At 54.1% G+C, this 22,541-nt stretch carries 15 protein-coding genes and 1 riboswitch; of the genes, 13 read left to right on the top strand and 2 right to left on the bottom strand.

Annotated elements, in window-relative coordinates:
* The first annotated feature begins 3 nt into the window (after positions 1–3).
* Together LQ229_RS19490 and LQ229_RS19485 are read left to right on the top strand one after the other, a co-directional pair.
* Complete coding sequence (locus LQ229_RS19490; protein WP_216538923.1) at positions 4–516, top strand: dihydrofolate reductase; 513 nt, start codon at positions 4–6, stop codon at positions 514–516.
* Positions 513–2,789: a type IA DNA topoisomerase gene (locus LQ229_RS19485; RefSeq protein ID WP_216538924.1), complete on the top strand. Its 2,277-nt coding sequence runs from the start codon at positions 513–515 to the stop codon at positions 2,787–2,789. The genes LQ229_RS19490 and LQ229_RS19485 overlap by 4 nt, the downstream gene beginning before the upstream one ends.
* Positions 2,790–2,889: 100 nt before the next feature.
* Here LQ229_RS19485 and LQ229_RS19480 read toward each other — a convergent pair whose 3' ends face one another.
* On the bottom strand, positions 2,890–3,648 hold the full coding sequence (locus tag LQ229_RS19480) for an HAD family hydrolase (RefSeq protein ID WP_216538925.1): 759 nt from the start codon (positions 3,646–3,648) through the stop codon (positions 2,890–2,892).
* A 20-nt stretch (positions 3,649–3,668) separates the two neighbouring features.
* Positions 3,669–4,583 (bottom strand): winged helix-turn-helix domain-containing protein, encoded by a 915-nt coding sequence (locus LQ229_RS19475; RefSeq protein WP_216538926.1) that lies wholly within the window; start codon positions 4,581–4,583, stop codon positions 3,669–3,671.
* A 112-nt stretch (positions 4,584–4,695) separates the two neighbouring features.
* Between LQ229_RS19475 and LQ229_RS19470 the strand changes: the two genes are divergently transcribed.
* The 11 genes from LQ229_RS19470 to LQ229_RS19420 all read left to right on the top strand — a co-directional run bounded on the left by LQ229_RS19470 (position 4,696) and on the right by LQ229_RS19420 (position 22,500).
* A complete protein-coding gene (locus LQ229_RS19470) occupies positions 4,696–5,424 on the top strand; it encodes an ATP-binding cassette domain-containing protein (protein WP_216538927.1) in 729 nt (242 codons plus the stop codon).
* Positions 5,425–5,571: 147 nt separating this feature from the next.
* Positions 5,572–6,594: a polysaccharide deacetylase family protein gene (locus LQ229_RS19465; protein ID WP_216538928.1), complete on the top strand. Its 1,023-nt coding sequence runs from the start codon at positions 5,572–5,574 to the stop codon at positions 6,592–6,594.
* 69 nt (positions 6,595–6,663) lie between these two features.
* A complete protein-coding gene (locus tag LQ229_RS19460; RefSeq protein WP_216538929.1) occupies positions 6,664–7,953 on the top strand; it encodes a hypothetical protein in 1,290 nt (429 codons plus the stop codon).
* Positions 7,950–8,651 carry a response regulator transcription factor gene (locus LQ229_RS19455; RefSeq protein ID WP_216538930.1) on the top strand — a complete coding sequence of 234 codons (702 nt, stop codon included), beginning with the start codon at positions 7,950–7,952 and terminating at the stop codon, positions 8,649–8,651. Before LQ229_RS19460 ends, LQ229_RS19455 begins: the two co-directional genes overlap by 4 nt.
* A complete protein-coding gene (locus LQ229_RS19450; protein ID WP_356711372.1) occupies positions 8,609–10,099 on the top strand; it encodes a HAMP domain-containing sensor histidine kinase in 1,491 nt (496 codons plus the stop codon). Before LQ229_RS19455 ends, LQ229_RS19450 begins: the two co-directional genes overlap by 43 nt.
* 80 nt (positions 10,100–10,179) lie before the next feature.
* Positions 10,180–10,374: a hypothetical protein gene (locus LQ229_RS19445; RefSeq protein ID WP_230192621.1), complete on the top strand. Its 195-nt coding sequence runs from the start codon at positions 10,180–10,182 to the stop codon at positions 10,372–10,374.
* Between the two features lie 492 nt (positions 10,375–10,866).
* Positions 10,867–11,661 carry a transporter substrate-binding domain-containing protein gene (locus LQ229_RS19440; protein WP_216538932.1) on the top strand — a complete coding sequence of 265 codons (795 nt, stop codon included), beginning with the start codon at positions 10,867–10,869 and terminating at the stop codon, positions 11,659–11,661.
* Between the two features lie 23 nt (positions 11,662–11,684).
* Positions 11,685–12,338 carry an amino acid ABC transporter permease gene (locus LQ229_RS19435; protein ID WP_230192620.1) on the top strand — a complete coding sequence of 218 codons (654 nt, stop codon included), beginning with the start codon at positions 11,685–11,687 and terminating at the stop codon, positions 12,336–12,338.
* Positions 12,331–13,053 (top strand): amino acid ABC transporter ATP-binding protein, encoded by a 723-nt coding sequence (locus LQ229_RS19430; RefSeq protein WP_216538934.1) that lies wholly within the window; start codon positions 12,331–12,333, stop codon positions 13,051–13,053. Before LQ229_RS19435 ends, LQ229_RS19430 begins: the two co-directional genes overlap by 8 nt.
* Positions 13,054–13,217: 164 nt before the next feature.
* A riboswitch (cyclic di-AMP (ydaO/yuaA leader) is annotated at positions 13,218–13,395 on the top strand.
* Positions 13,392–14,093 carry a 3D domain-containing protein gene (locus LQ229_RS19425; protein ID WP_216538935.1) on the top strand — a complete coding sequence of 234 codons (702 nt, stop codon included), beginning with the start codon at positions 13,392–13,394 and terminating at the stop codon, positions 14,091–14,093. It overlaps the preceding riboswitch by 4 nt.
* A 130-nt stretch (positions 14,094–14,223) precedes the next feature.
* Entirely contained in the window at positions 14,224–22,500 is an 8,277-nt protein-coding gene (locus tag LQ229_RS19420; RefSeq protein ID WP_230192619.1) for a glucoamylase family protein, read from the top strand.
* Positions 22,501–22,541: the final 41 nt, after the last annotated feature.

The following is a 22,541-nucleotide window of genomic DNA, read 5'->3' as shown; positions in this document are numbered from 1 at the left end:
ACGATGAGCATTTCTTTAATATGGGCGATGGACCGGAACAGAACGATCGGGGTCGATAACAAGCTTCCATGGCGTTTGCCGGCCGACATGGCCTATTTCAAACGGCAAACTTCCGGCAAAACGGTGCTGATGGGGCGCAAAACGTTCGAATCGATCGGCAAGCCTTTGCCGAACCGGACGAATGTCGTATTGACGCGAAGCCGCGATTTCAGGCATGAAGGCTGCACGATCGTAAGATCGTTGGAGGAAGCGCTGGCGCTGGCCGAGCGCGAGCCGCTCATGGTGATCGGAGGCGCGGAAATTTACCGTTTGCTGCTGCCTTACGCGGATCGCCTGCTTGTGACCGAGATCGATCATTCCTTTGCGGGAGGGGACGCCTTTTTCCCGGAATGGGACGAGGATGAGTGGCGGATCGTTGAGTCCGTTCCCGGGACGATAGACGAGAAGAATATATACCCGCATACGTTCGTCACTTACGAACGGGTGCGCGGCCGCAAGGAGCTGCCGCGGCAATGAAGACGTTAGTGATCGCCGAGAAGCCTGATATGGGGCGGAATATTGCCGCCGTGATCGAGCCGAAGGCGAAGAATAACCGGACGTACTTGGAAGGGGAGCGCTATATCGTTACGTGGGCGATCGGCCATCTGGTCGGGCTGGCGGAACCGGATTTATACGACGATAAATATAAAAAATGGAATTTTAACGATCTTCCGATTATTCCCGAACGGTTCCTCATCGTTCCGAATCCGAAAACGAAAGACCAATTGAAGACGATCGGCCAGTTGGCCAAGCGCTGCGACCTGATCGTCAACGCTTGCGATGCCGGGCGGGAAGGGCAATATATATTCGCCCTGATTCAACAGCATTTGAAGCTCCGCCAGCCGGTAAAGCGGCTATGGATTTCCGATTTGACCGCCGAGACGATCCGCCGCGGATTCGCCGAATTGCGCGACGGCGCGGAATTCGACAATTTGACCCGGGCGGCGCGCGCCAGAAGCGAAGCGGATTGGCTCATCGGCATGAACGCGTCGCGCGCTTTCACGACCAAGCATCGTACGCTGTTGTCGGTCGGAAGAGTGCAAACGCCCGTATTAACGTTGATCTATGATCGCCAGAAAGAGATTGAAGCGTTCGAGTCGTTAACTTTCTACGATTGTATCGCCCAATTCCAGCAGGAGAACACGACCTATCAAGGCACATGGCAGGGGGAACGAATTACGTCGCAGGAACAGGCGCAGCAGCTCGCGGCCAAGGTCGCCGGCAAGCCGGCGCGCATTGTCAATTACGAAGTGAAGGAAACGAAGGAATATCCGTATAAATTGTACGATTTGACGCTTTTGCAACGGGATGCGAACGCCAAATACGGCTTCTCCGCCAAAAAAACGTTGGATGTGGCGCAGGCGTTGTATGAAAAGCATAAAGTCATTACATACCCGCGTACGAACTCCAACTATGTTACCGAGCAAAACATCGACCCGATGCACAAAACGCTGCATATGCTGAAATCGACGGCGTACGGGCCGCTTGCCGAGGGGGCGGAGCGCTCGCGCGTGCATAAGAACAATAAGGCGGTCTGCAATCCCGCCAAGGTTGAAGATCATCACGCGATTTTGCCGACGCTGAAAAAAGCGGGCGCGTTAAGCGCAGACGAGCAAAAGGTATACGATTTGATCGTACGCCGGTTTTTGGCGCAATTCTATCCGCCTGCGGAGTATAAACAGCATGCGTTATGGACCGAAGTCGAGCAGGAAACGTTCAAAACGAATGTGAAGGAATTGCTGCTGCTCGGCTGGAAAGCGGTCATCGAAGAGCAGAAACCGGACAAGCCGAAAAAGCCGGCGGCCAAAAAAGAAGCCGAGGAAGAGGAAGCGGAACAACTGCTGCTCGTTCCCTTTCAGATCGATGCCAACGCGCCGACTGTTTGTACGGAAGCCGTCGCCAAAGAGAAATCGACCCAGCCTCCTAAAGCCTACACCGAAGGAACGCTGCTGAAAGCGATGGAAAGCGCCGGAAAGCAGATGGAGAACGAAGAATTGCGCGAAGCGATGAAGGATGCCGGACTGGGCACGCCGGCGACGCGTGCCGCGACGATCGAGCGATTGAAGCAGGTCGGCTATATTACGATGCAAGGCAAGCGGATTACGGTCACGCAAAAAGGCCGCACCGCCGTCGAATTGATCCGCCATGCTGGCATCGATCTGTTGACGTCTCCCGAAATGACAGGACAATGGGAAAGGCGGCTGCATCAAATTTCGAAAGGCGAGGCGTCGAACGAACGCTTTATGGAAAATGTAATAAAGTTCACGACATTAATTATTGATAAGGTTAAATATCAACGTCCGGCGGCGAAGGAAGCTTTCGCGGAAGGCGAGACGGATGTTTCGCGCAAGAAGAGCGGTTCCGCCAAGGGAACCCGAACGCAGCGGCGAAGCAAGGACGATGGGGAGCGGCACGCGGCCGCTGTTTCCGGGGCGCAGGGCGATACGGCGACGGACAAGCGGAGCGAGGAGCCGGCGCATTTCGGCGATTGCCCGCGTCCCGGCTGTGGCGGGCGCATCATTATGGGGCGGAAAGGCTATGGCTGCAACCGGTATCGGGAAGGCTGCAAATTTGTCATTTGGAAAGAGAGCTTCGGCAAACCGTTAACGGAGACGATGATCAAATCCTTGCTGCAGAAAGGCGTTACGCAGGCTCTGACGTTCAAGGAGGGCGACGGAAGCTCGTATAAGGCGAAACTGCGGATCGCCGATCCGAATACGGGCGAGCTGGCGTTGGAACGGCAGGAGTAATGGCAGGTCATGCATCGAATCTAAAAAAATGGCATCCAACGCTTCGTTGGAATGCCATTTTTTTAAATATTCGGCCCTTATTTGAGCCGTGGATCGATCCTCAGGCTCGGTCATGCCGTTTCAAATAAGATGCGATCACGCCGGGCACTTCTTCGAGCGCCGTAACCGTAAAAAGACTGTCCTCCGGCGTCGATTCGAATTCGATCACATTATATTTCCATTCTTTCGGCTGTTTGAAATGAATGGCGTGAATGCCCGCCTGCAAGGCGGGAGCGATGTCCGTGCGAAGGGAGTTGCCGATCATCCACGTACGGGACCGGTCGAAGCCGCCTTCGGATAAAATCCGCTCCAACGCATCCGCATTTTTATGCTGCCGGATATACATCCGTTCGCCGAAATATTCGGCGAGCCCCAAGCGGTCGATTTTCCGTTGCTGTATGTCCGCCTCGCCGCCCGTATACAAATGCAGCTCATGCCCCGCCTCGAGCAGCCTGCCTAGCGTTTCCGTCATGCCCGGATAGGCCTCCACAGGCTGTTCGTACACGCTTCTGCCCAATTTCCACAATTCCGCTTCCTCTGCGCGATTGGCGCTTCTTCCCGTCAAATCGCAAAAATGGCGGTACGTCATGACGAACGATTGGGGGAAATGATCGCTGACAAAGCCGGTATCGTTCAATCCGGCGACGTCAAGCTCGACTTGTTTGTCGCGAATTTGCTTGACCGTTACGTCATAGCCTTGAAACCATGTGCCTGTCAAATCGAGAAACTGATCGATAACGATCATAAAATACTTATTGCAATAAATTAGCGTATCGTCCAAATCGAATAAAATTTGTTGCGTTTGGCCCGGTTGCCTCAAATAAAAACACTCCTTGCTCGTTAGACCCTGATATAGGATTCCAGAAACAGCTGCATTTCGGCAATGCCGTCCGCGCGTATGCTGTACCGTTCCTTTTCGCCGTCCATATGCACGCGCACCAAGCCCGCGGCGCGCAGCATCATAATATGGTGAAGGGTCGTTTCTCTCGTTAATTGCGTCTCGGCGGCGATTTCTTCTTGCGTTCGTATATCTTGCGCCAAAAAACGCAAAATACGCAACCGAATTTCGTCCGCCAGCGCGTTCGTAAACCGGATCAGATTCGTCGGCGGCTGATCTTCGTCGAACTCGGGCATATCGACCGGGTAGAGGATGAGCAATAAATCGTTGTAATAACAATATGCATTGATCGGCCGCGTATGGAGCATCGGAATGAGCATTACGGTGCTCACCTTGTCGGCCAGTTCGAGCACGACGCCGTTCGTCGCATACTCAACCAAAGCTTCCGGTTCCATTTTGTCAAGCAGCATCCGTTTCTCGGCCGCATCTTCTTCGAGCAGCGGGCTATACAGCGATTCCAATTCGCGGAAATATTGCTCATACCATTTGCGAAGCAGAGGAACGTAAGAGTTCCGGATTCGCAATATGTCCTGCCGGGACAAATTATCTATGTATGGGATCACTAGCTCATGCAGACTCTTCTCGTCGCTTTGCTCCAAGTACTGCAGATGCTCTTCGATATTGTCGGCATGGTTCCTTCGGCAAACCCACAAATACAACACGTCGTAATCGGCAAAAGGCCATTGTTTCGAATCGGCGATTTCTTGAGCGAATTCAGGGTCGAGGCGGTCGTTCACAGTTTGCAGCCATTGATGGCCCCAATCCAAATTACGGGTCCACCTTTGCGTCGCGTACACAAAAAAACTGCTCAATAGTTCGTAAGTCGGTGAATAATCCACTTTAACCTGGTATCCCATCGGGTATGCCCTCCTAAAAAACAACCTCTTCAACTATTATGGCTTGTTTTAAGGTCAATTGTCCACTATTATGTTCAATATATAGATAAGTCCGAACAAGGAGAATGGTCATATGATTAGAGTCGAACATTTATCAAGACGAATCCCTCCGCAGACGACCGTTTTAGACGATATCAGTTTTACGATCGAGCCCGGCGAATTGATCGGAATCGTCGGCGCAAGCGGCAGCGGCAAAACGTCGCTTCTGCGCTGTCTCGCTTTAAAGGACAGATGGAGCGGCGGCAAATTCCATGTCGACGGCATCGACATTTTCGGCGCCGGCTTGTCCGGTAAACGCAAAATTCGCAGAGAATGGGCTTATCTGGAGCAAAATCCGGTGTTGTCCATGTCGAGAACGGCATTGAAAAACGTGCTGATCGGCCGCTTTCATCAAACTCCGATTTGGCGCATGGCAACGGGAATGGTTCGGTCGGACGACTATATGGGCGCGATGGACGTGCTCGAACAGCTCGGCCTGCTCGACAAAGCGCATCAGAAGGCGGAGCAATTAAGCGGGGGAGAACGGCAGCGAGTAGCGATCGCCCGCGCGCTCGTTCATGGCGCGAACGTCATCTTGGCGGACGAGCCGACGTCCGGACTTGACCCGAAAGCGGCGGAAAGCGTGTTTGAACATTTGCGCGAGCTTTGCCGGCGGCAAAGAGCGACAGCGATCGTCGTGTTTCACCAACTGGAGCTTGCCGAACGGTACGCCACCCGCATATGGGGGCTCGCATCGGGCAAATTGGTCGTTGACGTCGGCGGCCGCCGTTTAACGCATCGGGAGAAAGAATTGTTTTATTGATCAAACCCATTTCATACTATAGAAACAGATTTCATCCAAACCTGCCATATTCATGGATTGTAAACTGTTTGTCACTCTTTTTCGCCGCTTCTTTTCTATAATTGATAGAGTCGGCAATTCGACAGAAAGGCAGGATGGAAAGCGGTTATGCAACAAGATTTCGGCTACAAACGACAGGAACGGCCTCCGGATGAACGGCAGCGCAGGAAGTACCGGAGAAGAAGGACGTTTTTCCGTCTTGCATGGACAGTAATGTTTATCGCAATCATTGGCATGATTATACAAATTCAAGCGATTGGCAATCAGAACGACAAGCGGAATCATTCGATTAACAGCGAGAACGCATCGGCGACGATTATCGGCCCGCCGGCTCCAAGTTCATCCTCGCAACCGGAACGGGACACGAAGCCGGAGACCAAACCGGAACAACCTGCCAAGCCGCCCGTACAGCCCGGCAAGCAGACCGGCAAAGATTCGAAAGGGACGGAACAACCCGACAAACCGAATCGCAACGATCAAGGAAACGATGCATCGGAAACCCACGCCGGCAAAGACCAAACTCATAAAAAAGTCGCATATTTGACGTTTGACGACGGACCCAGCCCGAATGCGGATAAAATTATGGATATATTGGATCAATTCGAGGCCAAGGCAACCTTTTTCATGCTGGAGCCGAATATGCGCAAACATCCCGACGCGTTGAAGCGGATGAGCAAGGACGGGCACGCGCTCGCGATGCATGGCGTCACTCATTCCGTCAAAAAGTTTTACGAATCGAAAGAATCCGTCCTGAAGGAGATGGACCAGGGAAGAGATACGGTGAAAGAGATCGCCGGCGTCGAGTCGAAGCTGATTCGCACCCCTTACGGCAGCAAGCCGAATATGAAATCCGAATATTTGACAGCCGTGCAAGATGCGGGTTATCTGCTATGGGATTGGAATATCGACAGCCTCGATTGGAAATATAAGGATAAACGCATGGTCGACGAAGTGAAAAAAGCGGTGCCGTCGCTCGAAAAGCGCGGCCAGGCTCCCATCATCCTTCTGCATGACCGCAAGCAGACGGCTCAATATTTAGAAGAAATATTAACCTATTTGCAGGACCGGGGTTACACGTTTGAACCGCTTGACGAAACGATGGAACCGTTCACGTTCAAATCGCGCCATTAATTCCGGCCGCACAGCATAATGCACTCCTCTTCGGATAAAATGAGAGCATACGAAAGGAATGTGAACTGCTTGAAAACAAAATGGTTAGGGGTCGTTTGCCTCGGTTTGGCCATGCTGCTCGCAAGCGGCTGCGAACTGACTAAAGACCCCAAGTCGCTGATGAGCGTTCCTCATTTGCCGGCGGAAAAAGAAAACTTAAAAGGGTTGATTATGTCGGCGCTTCCGGAAGGCGCTTCAATTATTCGTCCCCGCAACGCCAAAGATACGAGCGCCATTCGAATGCGAGACCTGAATCAGGACGGAGTCAAGGAAGCGATCGTATTCTATTCGACTCCCGAACAGGATGTTCGCATTCACGGAATGATCTGGGAATACAGCAAAGAGACCTGGACGAAAAAGATGGAATTCGACGGCGAAGGAACGGATTTGGATTCGTTTGAACTGCTCGACCTGACGAACGACGGCAATATCGAGTTGATCGTCGGATACGCGAATGCGGATCAAGAGGTGCAGAAAGGACTTGTCGTCTACTCCTATCAAAATAATCAGCTGGAGAAGTTATTGGAGAAGCCCTATACTTCATATGTTGTTAACGACTTGGATGGCGACGGCTCGAACGAATTGACGATCGTCATGCTGAAGCCGAATCAAACCTCGACGATTACGTCGATGCGCTATGCCGAAGGCAAGTTTAAAGATATCGGCTCCTTAACGCTGGATCCGTTCGTGAATACGTATTATAACGTCGTTGCCGGCGAGGCGGCGCCAGGGCGCAAGGCGGTCTTCATCGATGCGATGGTCGGCGCGCATTCCGCTTACACGGACGTTGTCGTACTGGAGAACGATCAGTTGCGCAAAGTCGTGTCGGATCAACAGACGTACAAACCGCAGCCGGTCCCTAGCCAGGACATTAACGGCGACGGAATTATCGAGATCGGCATGATGGAAACGCCGAAAGGATGGGAACATGTAAACTTGCCCGATATGCTGTGGTTCCATTCGTTTTATCAATGGGACGGAGCCGACGGGCTGAAGTTTATCGCCCTGCAATACCGGGATCCGTACGAACGCTTTTATTTCAATTTCCCTTCGGATTGGCGAAACAGGGTTACGCTCGATATCCGGTCGAAGCAAGGGGAATATTTGCATTTCGTCGACGTCGATACGAACGAGACGCTCGCCGAAATCGAGTTTTTCCCAACCGGCAAGTGGGAAGCGAATAAGAAGGGATGGACGGAATTGTCCCGTTCCGAAGATAGAGTCGTTGCGTTTCGCAGCAAATATGAGTTAACGGCGAAAAAGTCGAAGTTGGAGATGGAACTCCCGAAAAGTAACAAAGAAAGCGGTGATCGTCCTTGAGTAAAGTATTGATTTTGGAAGATGAAGAATCGATTCGAAGTTTTATCGTCATTAACTTGAAACGGAACGGTTTCGACGTTATCGAAGCGGCCGACGGCAACGAAGCGCTGCAAAAATACGAATCGGATCCGGATATCGATATCGCCTTGCTGGACGTCATGGTGCCGGGCATCGACGGTTTCGAAGTTTGCCGCAAAATTCGGGAGACAAACGAGCGGATCGGCATTATCTTTCTGACGGCGAAAGTGCAGGAACAAGATAAAGTGTACGCTTTGTCCGTCGGGGCCGACGATCATGTAAGCAAGCCGTTCAGCCCGACCGAATTGATTGCGAGAATTCAATCCTTGCTGCGCAGGGTGAACGTCCACCGCGAGGCGGGAGCGAAGGTCACGTTCAAATCGGGGCCGTTCACGCTCGATTTAATCTCCAAGCAATTCAAAAAACACGATCAATTGATCGACTTGACGCCGACCGAATTTTCTTTAATCCAATTGTTTCTGGAGAAAGAAGACGTTCCGCTCAGCCGCGATGTGCTCCTCGATCATGTATGGGGCAAAGAATATATGGGCGATCCGAAAATCGTCGATGTGAATATTCGGCGCCTGCGGCAGAAGATTGAGGAAGACGCTTCTTCGCCGGAATTTTTGGAAACGGTGTGGGGATTCGGCTACAAGTGGAAAGGACCCGCAGCGAGATGATCAAAAAAGGGATTCGCCGCCAAATCGTATTGCATTACTTTATCGTCGTGTTTTTAACACTGATGATTGTGGAAATCGTTTTTTTGATTGCCATTCAAACGTATTACTACAACAGCATTCGTCAATATATGATGAATCACGCGGCGGTAACGACATCCTATTACGATAAATTTTACGCAAATGCATTTGCCGAGAAAGATCCGAGTTTTTTGCCAAGCTTGCTCAAAATGTTCTCGCTCGATAATACGGAGCTGCAAATTTTGAATACAAAAGGGGAAGTGCTGATCAGCTCCAGCGGATTTCAGGTGGAGAAAAGCGTTCAAACCTCGGACGTATCGCAAGCTTTAAACGGAAGCACAGGCCGCTGGTTCGGCAAGCAGGCGGGAACGAACGAATCGGTGATGGCCATTACGGCTCCGCTGAAAATTAACGGGGAAACGAGCTATTTGCTGCGCTACGTCACGTCGCTCGAAGCGGTCAACGGCAAAATCATGTCGATCGTTCTGCTCGCCGTTGCCGTCGGAATCGTCATTTTGGCACTAGTGCTCATTATTAGCATCGGGCTCGCCAACTCCATCGTGAAGCCGCTTAACAATATTACCGCGGTATCCGCGCAAATGGCGCGCGGGCGATTTGATGTGCGCGTGGAAGGCAATTATCGTTACGAGCTCGGCGAACTCGCTTCGACATTGAACTATATGGCGGAGGAAATCGTAAGAAGCGACAAAGTGAAGAACGATTTTATATCGTCGATATCCCATGAGCTGCGTACTCCGCTTACCGGAATTAAAGGTTGGAGCGAGACGTTGGAATCGGGCAATTTCACGGATCCGGAGGAAACGAAGCTCGGGATGCATATCATTTCCAAGGAAACGGAACGGCTGATCGGCCTGGTGGAAGAACTGCTCGATTTCTCGCGCTTGCAGCAAAAAGAAGTGAAATTGAATATGAATTACGTCGAGTTGGAAACGCTCATTTCCGAAACGATATTGCAGGTGCGCTCCAAGGCGGAACAGAAGCAGATTCAGCTAACGATGAACGTAAGCGGCGTTCCGTCGCCTGTTGTCGGCGATCAGAACCGGTTGAAGCAGGTATTTTTGAATCTTATCGATAATGCGATCAAATTTTCTCATCCGGAATCGAATATTTTCATTCATATCGATCATACCGATGAGACGTGCACAGTGTCCGTCCGCGATACCGGGATCGGGATCAGCGAGGAACATGTGAAGAAAGTGACGGAGAAGTTCTATCAAGTGAATCCGCTAGGCGGAGGAACCGGCTTGGGACTTGCGATTACGAACGAATTGGTCGAACAGCATCACGGCCATTTGGAAATCGAGAGCCAGCCGGGATTAGGAACGACGGTAAGCGTTATGTTGCCGAAAGCGCCTCGGACAGAGCCGCAGCCGGAGAACGAAACGCAGAAACAGCAGCAGGAGGTTTAGTCCGATTCGGGCTAAGCCTTTTTACATTTGCGCGAAGAAGAAGAGGCCGGAAGGGTTGAAACCCGATGCAAATCGCAACTATGAAGCCGACGAAGCGTTCCCGGTTTAGACTGTTATGCGGGCGAATGTTCTACAAGTCCTATGAAATATACGAGAAAGAACATCGAATTATCCAGCAATATTGGGGCGGTTTCGTGCGCCATAATGAAATATGCCGCATTGTGCGGAAGGCGAAGCGGTGGCGGACGAGTGGATTACGGAGAACAACGCTTTAATGATGTACCAACCCTAGTTGCAGGAAACAAGGACAAACGTGACTTGACGGGAGCGGCGGAGGCGTGCATTTGGGAAGCGTTGAGGCGATGTAAGGCCGGTTGGGGTAGAGATGTGCGCGACGTTCACAATTCTAACGGATGTGGGTGACCTTAAAGCGGATAAAAGAAGTTATTTCGGATTCTAACGGATCTCAGCGCCCTTATTTGTTGTTTTTCTAGCGAAAAATGAATGAATAGAGACAAATAAGGTTCGTGGGTTCCGTTACATTTTGAAAAGTCTCGATTTTGCTCAAATAGAGTCCCATAGATCCGTTAGCCGTGAAAACGGACTCACGAATCGAACCGTCTCGAAGCAATGCGACCGCGAGGCGGTTTTTTCCATTTTGCGGAATGGAAATAATACCACAAATTACTTGTATGCATATTCATGCATTTTCATTTATAATTAGTTCTTGTTTGCAGCAAGACTAGACATAAAAGGGGATTGTAGTAATGAAAAAAATAGCGGTGGCAATCATTGCAAGCTTGTTCATAATTGGCATGTTGGCGGGATGCGGCGCGGGCGCCGCCGACCGATTGGATACCGTGCAGCAAAATAAACGGATCGTTCTCGGCACCAGCGCGGACTATCCGCCTTACGAATTTCATAAAACGATCGACGGCAAAGATCAAATCGTCGGATTCGATATTGAAATCGCCAAAGCGATTGCCGACGATCTCGGCGTTGAGCTAGTCGTCGAGGACATGAATTTCGACAGCTTGCTGATCGCCTTGAATACGGGAAAAGTCGATATGGTCATCTCCGGGATGAACCCGACGGAAAAACGCAAAAAAAATGTAGACTTCTCCAACATTTACTATACGTCCGAGCAGGCGGTATTAGTGCGCAGCGAGGATCGGGATCGTTACCAAACGATGGACGATTTGGCCGGCGCCAAAATCGGGGCCCAAAAAACGACGATCTACGAGGACATTGCCCGCTCGGTGCCGGATGCCAAAGTAGAAGCGCTTAGCAAAGTTTCCGATTTGGTATTGAGCCTGGAAGCGAAGCGGATCGATGCGATCGTACTGGAAATGCCTGTGGCGGCTGCTTATTCGAAGTCCCGTTCGAACTTGGCCGTAGCAGGAGCGGAGCCTGATTCCGGAGACGAAGGGTTCGCGATTGCCGTGAAGAAAGGCAGCGCCAAACTGGCTGAGCAAATAAACCAAACGTTGGACAGACTAACGAAAGAACAACGAATCGAACAATTCGTAACGGAGGCGACGAAACTGGCGGAAACGGATTAAGCGGCGGATAAAGGAGACAGAGTATGAATATTATCTCATTTTTCGCGGAATACAAGCAATATTTCATTACCGGCGCCGCCATGACGTTGTGGCTGTCGCTGCTTACGGTCATCTTCGGCTTCCTGCTCGGTACCGTTCTCGTATTGATGAGGCTGTCAGGCGTGAAGCCTTTGCGCTGGATCGCGGTCGCTTATGTCGAATTTCTGCGCGGAACGCCGCTGATGGTCCAATTGTTCATCATTTACTTCGGGCTGACCTCGTTCAGCATCGAACTGCCGAAATTCACGTCCGGCGTCATCGCGTTGTCGATGAACAGCGCCGCTTATTTGGCGGAAATATTGCGCGCAGGCATTCAAGGCGTCGATAAAGGACAGACGGAAGCGGCTCGCTCGCTCGGAATGAGCCATGCGATGACGATGCGTTACATTGTCTTCCCCCAAGCGCTGCGCAACGTCTTGCCGGCGATCGGCAACGAATTTATCGTCGTCATTAAGGAATCGTCCATCGTGTCTTTGATCGGCGTCTCGGATATTATGTATAACGCGGAAATTGTTCGCGGAAGCACGTTCGAGGGGATGAAACCGCTCGTGCTGGCTGCCATCCTCTACTTCATATTAACGTTTACGCTGTCCAAACTGTTCGGCGTAGCGGAACGGAGGCATCAAGCCAATGCTTAACATTTCGGGATTGCATAAATCGTTCGGCAAGCTGGCGATTTTGAACAACATCGATCTTTCCGTCCGTAAAGGCGAAGTCGTCGTCATCATTGGGCCGAGCGGCTCGGGCAAAAGCACGTTGCTCCGATGCATCAATTTATTGGAGCAACCGACGCAAGGACTGATCGAATTCGAAGGCCAGGCGATCACGGCGCCGAATTACGATATCGATGCGGCGCGCGAGAAGATGGGCATGGTTTTTCAGCAGTTTCATCTATTTCCGCATATGAACGTGTTGGATAATATTACACTGGCGCCGCGCAAGGTGAAACGTAAGGACAAGCTGCAAGCCGAAGAGGAGGCAAGGAAGCTGCTCCGAACGGTCGGGCTTGAAGACAAGTCCGGCGCGTTCCCCTCGCAGCTGTCGGGCGGGCAGAAGCAGCGGATCGCCATCGTACGGGCGCTTGCGATGGAACCTCATGTCATGCTGTTCGACGAGCCGACTTCCGCATTGGATCCGGAGATGGTGGGCGAAGTGTTGGAAGTGATGAAGCAATTGGCCGCTTCCGGCATGACGATGATCATTGTCACCCATGAGATGGGATTTGCGCAGGAGGCAGGAGACCGCATCGTCTTTATGGACGGCGGCGCGATCATCGAGCAAGGAAAGCCGGCCGATTTGTTCGGCAATCCGCAGCAGGCGCGAACTCGGCAATTTTTAAGCAAAGTGTTGTAACATGAAGATGACGATCATACGCCGAGTCTCTGTGACCGGTCGTATGATTTTTTTTGTCAACATTTACAGAATTGTAATCGAACGAATCCGAAAGATCGCGTAAAAACAAGACGTATCAAGACTTACCAACATTTTCATACATACATGGTTACAAAATTGTGATATATTCATTTTAGCCGAAACTACAACAACAGTGCGGGGGATGATTTGCAGGACAACGGCTCTGGACGAAATCGATCGTCGAGCGGCGTTTCCTAGGGGTGAATCGCAGCGTTTCAGCGCGAAGGGTTGTTCCTCAACCCTAACCCGACAACTAACCTCGTAGGCAAAAGGAGGAAATGCATTTGTTTGGCAAGAAAAAACTAGCTGCCGCAGCGATTGCATTAGCGCTATCGATGCAAGCGGTACCCGCGATGGCCGAATCGTACACGGTCGGGGACAATGATACGTTTTATGTGATTTCGCAAAGGTATAACGTGGATTTGCAACTGTTAATGAACGCCAATCCGAATATCGATCCTTTGAACATTTACAAAGGATTGAAGATTGAAATTCCGACGAACGATAAGGAAGTCCGGATTCAATCGGCTCCTGTTGCAGACCAGGCAGACGAAAAGAAGACAGGCGAGGAGTCGGCTCCCAAGATGGAGGCGAAGGCCGCTATCGCTTCAACCTTGAAAGCAGCCAACGTGATCCAAACGAATGGACAACAATTGACGTATAAGAAAAAATTGGACGTAAAGGCGACCGCCTACACTTCTGCGGCAAGCGAGAACGGCGAATGGGGCGCGGTCGATTACTTCGGAAATCCGCTCAAAGTCGGAACGGTCGCAGTTGATCCGGACATGATTCCGCTTGGAGCGAAAGTGTATGTAACCGGCTATGATTTTGACGGGTTGCCTGTGGGCGGCTTTGTCGGCAAGGCGACGGATGTAGGCGGAGCGATTGACGGCAACCGCATCGATATTTTCGTCCCGACAGGGCCATCGAAAGCGAAAACGTTCGGAATTCAAAACGTGACGATTTATATTTTGGAATAGATGAATCAGACTCAGGAAGAGTGCTCTAGCGGGGCTCTCTTTTTTTGTTATAAAAAAAGTATATTCATAAAAACGGGCCAAAATGGGGAATATTGTTAGTGTTCAACTACGATTTTCGCCAGGAGGACTCATGATCGTTGATAATGAAAAGCTTCGCCAACAAGCGCGCGAACTAGCGCTGCAGCATCAGCTCCGCACGGTTCGATTCTCGCCGAAACGGGTTTGGCGCGATTTCGACGCCGACGTAGAACGTTTGCGGTCGTTCGTGCGCTCTTTGCAAGATTGTCATGCGAGTTGCTCCCAGCCTGCGGAAGAATGGCTGCTCGACAATGCGGAATTTATCGAGGAGCAAGCGCTGGATATACGGGACCAACTGTCCGATCCCTTGCTCCGCCGATTGTTCGGGCTGCGCAAGTCGGATCAATTGCGGGTGGAATCCGTTTGCGCGGATTATCTCGAACAAACGGACGGCTCGGCGGATGCCGAATCGCTCGTTACATATATCAATGCGTACCAGGAAGTGTCCGTACTCTCCATCGGGGAAGCATGGTCGCTGCCGCTTCTGATGCGGATGACGCTGATCCGGCGTCTGGCCGATGTGATGGAATCGGTTCGGGAACGCCGGGAAATATGCGTTCAGGTCGAACGATTTCTGGCGCATGTGGAGCCCTCCAAATTCAATGCCGAGACGCTGAACGCCGCGTTGGAGGAAGCAGGGGAGCGCTTCCCGCTGTCCGGCCCGATGATCGTTCATATGGTCGGGCATCTGCGGGAGTGGGCGGACGATTCCGCCATGGTGCATGATTGGCTGTTGTGCAAACTGGAGAACGGACCGGAAAGTTTGGATCGAATCGTTTCGTACGAGCATCGGCTTCAAACTTCCTATCAGGTGACGGCAGGCAATATGATCGGCAGCTTGCGCAAATTGATTCGCTACGAATGGCGCGACATATTCCAGCGCATCTGTTTGGCGGAGCGCACATTGCGCGAGGACAGCGCGGATACATATCCGCGGCTTGACGATTCAAGCAAAAATTTGCTGCGCAAGCGAGTCGAAGAACTGGCTGCGCTGATGCGCGTTCCGGAAAATTTGGTCGCGAAACAGGCGGTCGAGCTTGCCGCGGCGGAAGCGGAGCGGACGCATTCGATGCCGCAAGTAGCCGGGGCGGAGCCAGCCGGCCGGAAGGGCGATCGGCATGCGGGCGAGGAAGATTCGGAGGGCAGGCCGCAGGAAGACGGCGACTGCCATTCCTTTGAGCAACCTTCCCCGCCTCGCGCAACGTTTCTCGCCTATTATTTGCTCGAAGAGGACGGAATCAAGAAGCTGAAGCGCGCCTTGAAAACGTGCAGCAATCCCCGGTCGACGCCGGGAAGAGGATTGTTCCGGCGAAATAGCGGTTCCTATTTCGCCTTGCTTGGCGGCTCGTTTGTCGTCATATGGCTCGCGCTATCGGCATGGATCGGCGGCGGGGGCGATTACGGCGCGGCCGGATGGGCCGCCATCTTGCTCGCGCTGCTGTTTCCGGCCGGCGAGTGGGCCGTCACGGCGACGCATTGGTTGATCGAAAGCTTCGTCCGTCCCCGTCCGCTGCTGCGCTACGACTTTTCCGCCGGCATTCCTGAGGAAGCGAGCACGATGGTAGTCATACCGGTGATATGGTCAACGCCCGAAGAAGTGAAAGATATGGCGGACCGTTTGGAACTGCACTATCTGGCCAGCCGCGATCCGAATTTGCATTTTGCCTTGCTCGGCGACTTCACCGACGCTTCGGTACAGAAACTTCCGGAGGATGCGGAGGTGCTGCGCGAAGCGCGCGCCCGCATCGAGGCGTTGAATGCCGCCTATTCCGGCCCGAACGGTTCGACTTTTCATCTGTTTCAACGCCGCAGAGAATGGAATGAGGCGGAGGAAGTCTGGATGGGCCGCGAACGCAAACGGGGGAAACTGGTAGAGTTCGTCGAACTGCTGCGCGGGCGCGGCGATACAACCTACGATTTCGTCGTTAGCGATGCCTCGGTCTACGGCCGGCTCCGTTATATTATTACGCTCGATGCCGATACGCAGCTTCCGCTCGGCAGCGCCCAGCGGATGATCGGCACGATGCATTTGCCGTACAACCGTCCGCGCTTGAACCGCTCCCGGACAAGGGTTGTCGAAGGATACGGCGTACTGCAGCCCCGGATCGGAATCAGCCACGAATCGGCGATGCGGTCGAGATTGGCGCAATTATGGTCCGGCGTGCCCGGAGTCGATCCTTACGCGTTTGCCGTATCCGATCCGTATCAGGACGGTGTCGGTCATGGCATCTTTACGGGCAAAGGGATCTTCGATATCGATTTGTTTGGGGAGCTGTTATGCGAACGAATTCCGGAAAACCGCGTACTCAGCCACGACCTGCTCGAAGGCGGCTTTTTGCGCGCGGGTTTGCTGTCGGATATCGAATTGGTCGACGAACATCCCGCTACATTCAGCGCCTATCAGAAAAGAATGCACCGCTGGGTGCGCGGCGATTGGCAATTGCTGATCTGGTTGAAGCGGACCGCCAGGGACCGCAGCGGCAATCTTCAGCCCGTCGATTTGTCGCCGGTCACCCGTTGGCAAATGATCGATAATTTGCGCCGCAGCTTATTGCCGCCGGTACAGCTGTTGTTGATTGCGCTCAGCTTGACGGTTCTCCCCGGATACCCCTTCCGGATGTTGGCGGTATTGCTTATTACGTTCTTCCTTCCCGTCATTCGCCAATGTATCGCTGTTCGTCGACGCTCCGTCTGGAATCCGAAAGGAATTTCCGCCGCCTTCGGGCAAGTGCTGCTGACGATGTTGATGCTTCCGTACCAAAGCGCGCTCATGCTGCATGCGATTTGCGTCACTTTATATCGCATTTGCATTTCGAAACGGCATTTGCTCGAATGGGTCAGTTCGGCCGAGATTGAACGCAGCCGCGGACGGGGAGGCCAGCCGCTGCTGCTTGGCATGAGAGGCGGCTATGCGTTCGTCGTCGCCTTTGCGTTGGCCGTTTTGTTCGGCAGTTCCGGCGCGCTAACGGCGATAGGAATACTATTCGGCGTCGTCTGGGCCGCGGCGCCGTTCAGCATACGCTGGCTGGACGAACCGAAGGCCGAATTCGAGTGGCAGCTTTCTCCTGCGGAACAGGCGGAACTCCGAACGCTGGCCAAACAAATTTGGGCTTATTTCGAAGATTTGGCAGGTGCGGAAGATCATTACTTGCCGCCGGACAACGTGCAGTTTGAGCCGCCGAACGGCGTCGCCCACCGCACTTCGCCGACGAATATCGGTTTTCTGCTCGCATGCATCGTTGCCGCGAGAGATTTCGGTTTTATCGACACGCCCGGTATGATCAAGCGGTTGGAGCGAACCGTAGAGACGATTGAACGCATGGAGAAATGGAACGGGCATTTGTACAATTGGTACGATACGACGACGCTTGTTCCGCTGCCGCCGCTGTATGTATCGACCGTCGATTCCGGCAATTTGGTCGCATGCCTTCTCGCTGTCAAAGAAGGGATTGCGGAATGGCTCGATCGGGACGGGAAGGCGGAAGCGGATTGGGCGGAGCGCGGACGGCGCTTGCTGGCCCGGATCGAATCGCTTGCGACCGGCACCGATTTTCGTCCGCTCTACGACCATAAAGCGAAATTGTTCTCCCTCGGGTATCATGCCGGAACCGGCGAGCGCGAGACGATCTTATACGATTTGCTTGCATCGGAAGCGAGACAGGCGAGCTTCGTGGCCATCGCGCTCGGGCAAGTATCGGTGTCCCATTGGTCCGCGCTGGGCCGCTCGATGACGAAGGTCGGCGGCAAGCCGGCGCTCGTCTCCTGGTCGGGAACGATGTTCGAATATTTAATGCCGTGGCTCCTTATGCGCAACTATCGGGACACGATATGGGATCATACGTACCAGGCCGTCGTGAACCGGCAAATCGAATATGCCCGCGAACGGGGCGTTCCGTTCGGCATATCCGAATCGGGGTATTATGCGTTCGACCATCAGATGAACTATCAATACCGGGCGTTTGGCGTTCCGGGACTCGGTTTGAAACGCGGACTGGAAGAAGATTTGGTCGTTGCGCCTTACGCTGCGATCATGGCTTTGCCGTTTGCCGGGCGGCAGGGCATGGACGACTTGCGTAAAATAGGCGAACTCGACGCCCGCGGGAAATACGGGTTGTACGAGGCGATCGATTATACGGCGAATCGCATGCCGGAAGGCCGCAAATATATGGTCATCCGCAATTTCATGGCCCATCATCAAGGTATGAGCATGCTGACGCTGGCCAATTTGCTGTTGCCGTACAAAATGTACGACCGGTTTCACCGCGACAAACGGGTGCAAGCGGCGGAATTGCTGCTGAAAGAACGGATGCCGGACAAACCGGCGATTATACGCCGGACCGCGGAATCGTTTCGGCGCAAATTCGAAACGAACGACGCGCAGTCGAGCGCCGCGCGCGAGTTTGCTACCCCTGCGACGGCGATGCCGGAAGTGTGCATCCTCTCGAACGGAACGTATACGAGCGTCGTCACGAACAGCGGCAGCGGCTACAGCAGCAGCCGCGGGATGGCCGTGTCGCGCTGGCGCTCCGATCCGACAGAGGACGACTGGGGCCAATATATGTACATACGCGATGTTACGCGCGATACGATATGGTCTCCGGCTTACCGGCCTTGCCGCGCGCCCGCGGACGAGCAAAGCATCGTATTTTCGCTGGATAAAGCAACCTTCGCCCGCAAGGACGGCGAGATGGAAACGAGCCTGGAAATATGCGTATCGCCGGAGTCGGACGCGGAAATCCGCCGGTTGACGATCGCCAATTCCGGGAGCGAAGCGCGGACGCTCGAGGTAACCACTTATCTCGAAATCGTGCTTGCCCCGCCCGGAGCGGATCATGCTCATCAAGCATTCAACAAGTTGTTCGTGGAGACGGAATATGCGGCGGAAGCCCAATGTTTGCTGGCCCGCCGCCGCCCCCGCAGCGATGACGAGCGTCCGGTTTGGGCGTTTCATGCCTTGCATGTGGCCGGTTCCTACGAAGGGTCGCCCGAATTTGAAACCGACCGGTCGAAGTTTGTCGGCAGAGGTTATTCGCTGGCCGAGCCGCAAGCGATTCGCACCTCGCTGAAGGGAACGTCCGGTTCCGTCGCAGATCCCGTATTCGCGATGCGGCGGCGCATTACGCTGGAAGCCGGAGAACGCGTCCGGTTAATCGCGGTAACCGGCATCGCCGATACGAAGGAAGACGCAATCGGCTTGGTCAAGCGGTTATCCGACGAGCATCAAGCGGATCGCTCGTTCCAACTCGCCTGGACGTATACGCAAATCGAATTGCGGCATTTGCATATGACGGCTGCCGACGCGGGACTCTTCCAGACGCTTGCGGGCAGGGCGTTATACGCGGCGCCGCTGCAACAGAAGCGAGCCGCCGGCATCGCAGCGAACTTGAAGGGGCAATCGGGATTATGGCCGCACGGCGTGTCGGGCGACCGTCCCGTCATCATGCTGCGCGCGGCCGATTTGGCGGATATGCCTTTCGTCGTCCGAATGATTCGCGGCCACGACTATATGCGCCGCATCGGAATCCAAGCCGATCTTGTCATTCTGAACGAATCGGCGGGGGGATACCAGCAAAATGTGCAGGAAGCGATCAGGCGCGCCGCGGAACAGAACATGTCCCGCTCCGGCGAAGGCGGAGTATACGTCATCGCCGCCAATCAGCTTGCGGACGAAGACAAGTCGCTGTTGTTCGCCGTATCGCGCATCGTTCTCCGCGCCGACGGTCCGAGCTTGCGCGCGCAGCTTCGCGTTCGGCGCGAGCGCCCGCTGCCGGCTCCGCTTGCGGCCGGCGCGCCGCAGCGGGCGTACGAACCGGTTGCGGCGGAGCCGGCGCAATCTTTATTGTTTTTCAACGGGATGGGCGGTTTTACGGAAGACGGCAAGGAATACCGCATCTTGATGAGAAACGGCAACCATTTGCCCGCGCCGTGGATCAATGTGATGGCGAACCCGCGTTTCGGCAGTCTCGTTTCCGAACTGCTTACAGGCTACACATGGTGGCGCAACAGCCGGGAATGCAAAATTACGCCATGGTCTAACGATCCTGTGCTGGACCGTCCCGGCGAAGCATGCTATTTGCGCGATGAGGAAACCGGGGAAAGCTGGACGATCGCGGAGCGCGGCCAGTCGGACGTTCCGTTCACCGTCGCGCATGGCCGCGGATATTCGCGCTTCCGGCGGGAAAGCCACGGGCTGGCGCAGGAACTGACCGTTTTCGTTCCGATCGACGATCCCGTCAAGGCGATCCGGCTCCATCTCGAGAACCGGTCCGACACGCCGCGGAACCTCTCCGTCACTTATTACGCCGAATGGGTTCTCGGGGTCCAACGCGAAGACAACGCTCCTTTTATTGTAACCGAGTGGGACGAATCGGCTGCGGCGATCATCGCGCGCAACGCATATCAAGAGACGTTCCGGGACGCGCGCGCGTTCTTGTCGATTCGTACCGGTCCGGCTCGGCCGAACTTATCCGCGAACGGGCAAGCGCCGAATGGGAAGGCCGTTTCCGAGCCGTCGCCGGAGCTTTCGTGGACGACGGACCGGCGGGAATTTATCGGACGGCTCGGCACCGCGGAACGGCCGGATGCGATGAACCGGCTTCTATTGTCCGGCAGAACGGGAGTGCAGAGCGATTCCTGCGGCGCCATCCGCAAGGGGCTGACGATCGAACCCGGCGGCAAGCGCAGCGTCTATATTTTGCTCGGATGCGAGCAATCCCGCGAAGCGGCCGTCGCTTTGCTTCGCAAATACGACCAAGATCGTGAATTCGAGCGCCAATTCGAACGCGCGCAAACATTCTGGGCGGATGTGCTGGACCAAATTACGGTGAAGACGCCGAGTCCGGAAGCGGACGTTCTGCTGAACAATTGGCTGCTATATCAAACGCTCTCGTGCCGCATGTGGGCGCGTTCCGCATTCTACCAAGCGGGCGGCGCGTACGGATTCCGCGATCAGCTGCAGGATTCGCTCGCCTTGCTACATTGCCGTCCGGATTTGACGAGGGCGCAAATCATGCTGCATGCCGCTCATCAGTACGAGGAGGGCGACGTTCAGCATTGGTGGCATGAAGAGACGGAACGAGGCATCCGCACCCGGTTCTCCGACGATTTGCTGTGGCTGCCGTATGCAGTATCGCGATACGTGGAGCAGACGGGCGACGAGAGCGTTCTGGAAGAGACCGTTCCGTATTTGCGCAGCGGACCGCTTGGCGAGGAGGAGCATGAACGATACGAAGAAACGGCCCGCTCCGAGCGCAGCGGCTCGATCTACGAACATTGCGTCATGGCGATCGAACGAAGCTTGCGCTTTGGGGAGCATGGGCTGCCGCTGATCGGAATCGGCGACTGGAACGACGGCTTGAATCGGGTAGGGGACGAAGGGCGCGGAGAGAGCGTATGGCTGGCATGGTTCCAATGCGATATTTTGCAGCGCTTCGCGGAATTATGCGAACGAACCGGAGACGGAGAGCGGGCGAAGCGCTACCGCGATATCCGCGGGCAAATCGCCGAAGCGGTCGACGCTTCCGCCTGGGACGGGCAATGGTTCCGGCGCGCCTTCACCGACGGCGGCGAGTGGCTCGGATCGGTGCGCAACGAGGAATGCCGCATCGACGCCATCGCCCAATCATGGTCCGTATTGTCCGGCGCCGCACCCCGGGACAAGGCGGTACAGGCGATGCAATCGTTCGACCGCGAACTGGTGGACCGTTCGTTAAACGTTGTCCGGCTGCTGACGCCGCCGTTTCATCGGACGGAGCCGAGCCCGGGATATATTCAAGGCTACCCGCCGGGGATCCGCGAGAACGGCGCCCAGTATACGCACGGCGTGTTATGGAGCATAATCGCTTGGTGCAAGCTGGGATGCGGAGACAAGGCGTTCGAGCTGTTCCATATGTTAAATCCGATTACGCATACGCAAACGCAGGGCGAAATTCGCAAATATTACGGCGAGCCGTACAGCATGGCGGCCGACGTATATACGGCCAGTCCGCATGAAGGGCGGGCCGGTTGGACGTGGTATACCGGAGCGGCGGGCTGGATGTATCAAGCCGGGGTGGAATGGATCGTCGGCCTGCGCCGGCGCAGAAACCGGCTGCATATCGATCCGTGCATTCCAGCCGAATGGCCGGAATTTGCCGCCAGCTATCGTTATGGAACGGCCCGTTATGAAATTGCGGTCAAAAACCCGGAGCGCAAATGTTCCGTATCCGAGCATACGACAATGCGGATGGACGGCCAAGAGGTCCGGTTGGAAGGGAATTTCGGCGAGGACGGTCCCTATGTGGAATTGAAAGACGACGGCCAGACGCATCGGATCGTTCTGACATTGTAATCATGGAAAAACCGTGTAGACGATTGCAGCGCTATACGGTT

Source organism: Paenibacillus sp. CECT 9249, assembly GCF_918697855.1.
In the GTDB taxonomy this organism is placed as follows: Bacteria; Bacillota; Bacilli; order Paenibacillales; family Paenibacillaceae; genus MSJ-34.
This window is presented reverse-complemented; position numbering and strand designations above follow the sequence as displayed.

Bases quoted from the DNA above. Each gene is read 5' to 3' on its own strand.
- LQ229_RS19490 (WP_216538923.1), top strand. From the start codon at position 4: ATGAGCATTTCTTTAATATGGGCGATGGACCGGAACAGAACGATCGGG.
- LQ229_RS19485 (WP_216538924.1), top strand. From the start codon at position 513: ATGAAGACGTTAGTGATCGCCGAGAAGCCTGATATGGGGCGGAATATT.
- LQ229_RS19475 (WP_216538926.1), bottom strand. From the start codon at position 4,583: ATGGGATACCAGGTTAAAGTGGATTATTCACCGACTTACGAACTATTG.
- LQ229_RS19470 (WP_216538927.1), top strand. From the start codon at position 4,696: ATGATTAGAGTCGAACATTTATCAAGACGAATCCCTCCGCAGACGACC.
- LQ229_RS19465 (WP_216538928.1), top strand. From the start codon at position 5,572: ATGCAACAAGATTTCGGCTACAAACGACAGGAACGGCCTCCGGATGAA.
- LQ229_RS19445 (WP_230192621.1), top strand. From the start codon at position 10,180: ATGAAGCCGACGAAGCGTTCCCGGTTTAGACTGTTATGCGGGCGAATG.
- LQ229_RS19440 (WP_216538932.1), top strand. From the start codon at position 10,867: ATGAAAAAAATAGCGGTGGCAATCATTGCAAGCTTGTTCATAATTGGC.
- LQ229_RS19435 (WP_230192620.1), top strand. From the start codon at position 11,685: ATGAATATTATCTCATTTTTCGCGGAATACAAGCAATATTTCATTACC.
- LQ229_RS19430 (WP_216538934.1), top strand. From the start codon at position 12,331: ATGCTTAACATTTCGGGATTGCATAAATCGTTCGGCAAGCTGGCGATT.
- LQ229_RS19425 (WP_216538935.1), top strand. From the start codon at position 13,392: ATGCATTTGTTTGGCAAGAAAAAACTAGCTGCCGCAGCGATTGCATTA.
- LQ229_RS19420 (WP_230192619.1), top strand. From the start codon at position 14,224: ATGATCGTTGATAATGAAAAGCTTCGCCAACAAGCGCGCGAACTAGCG.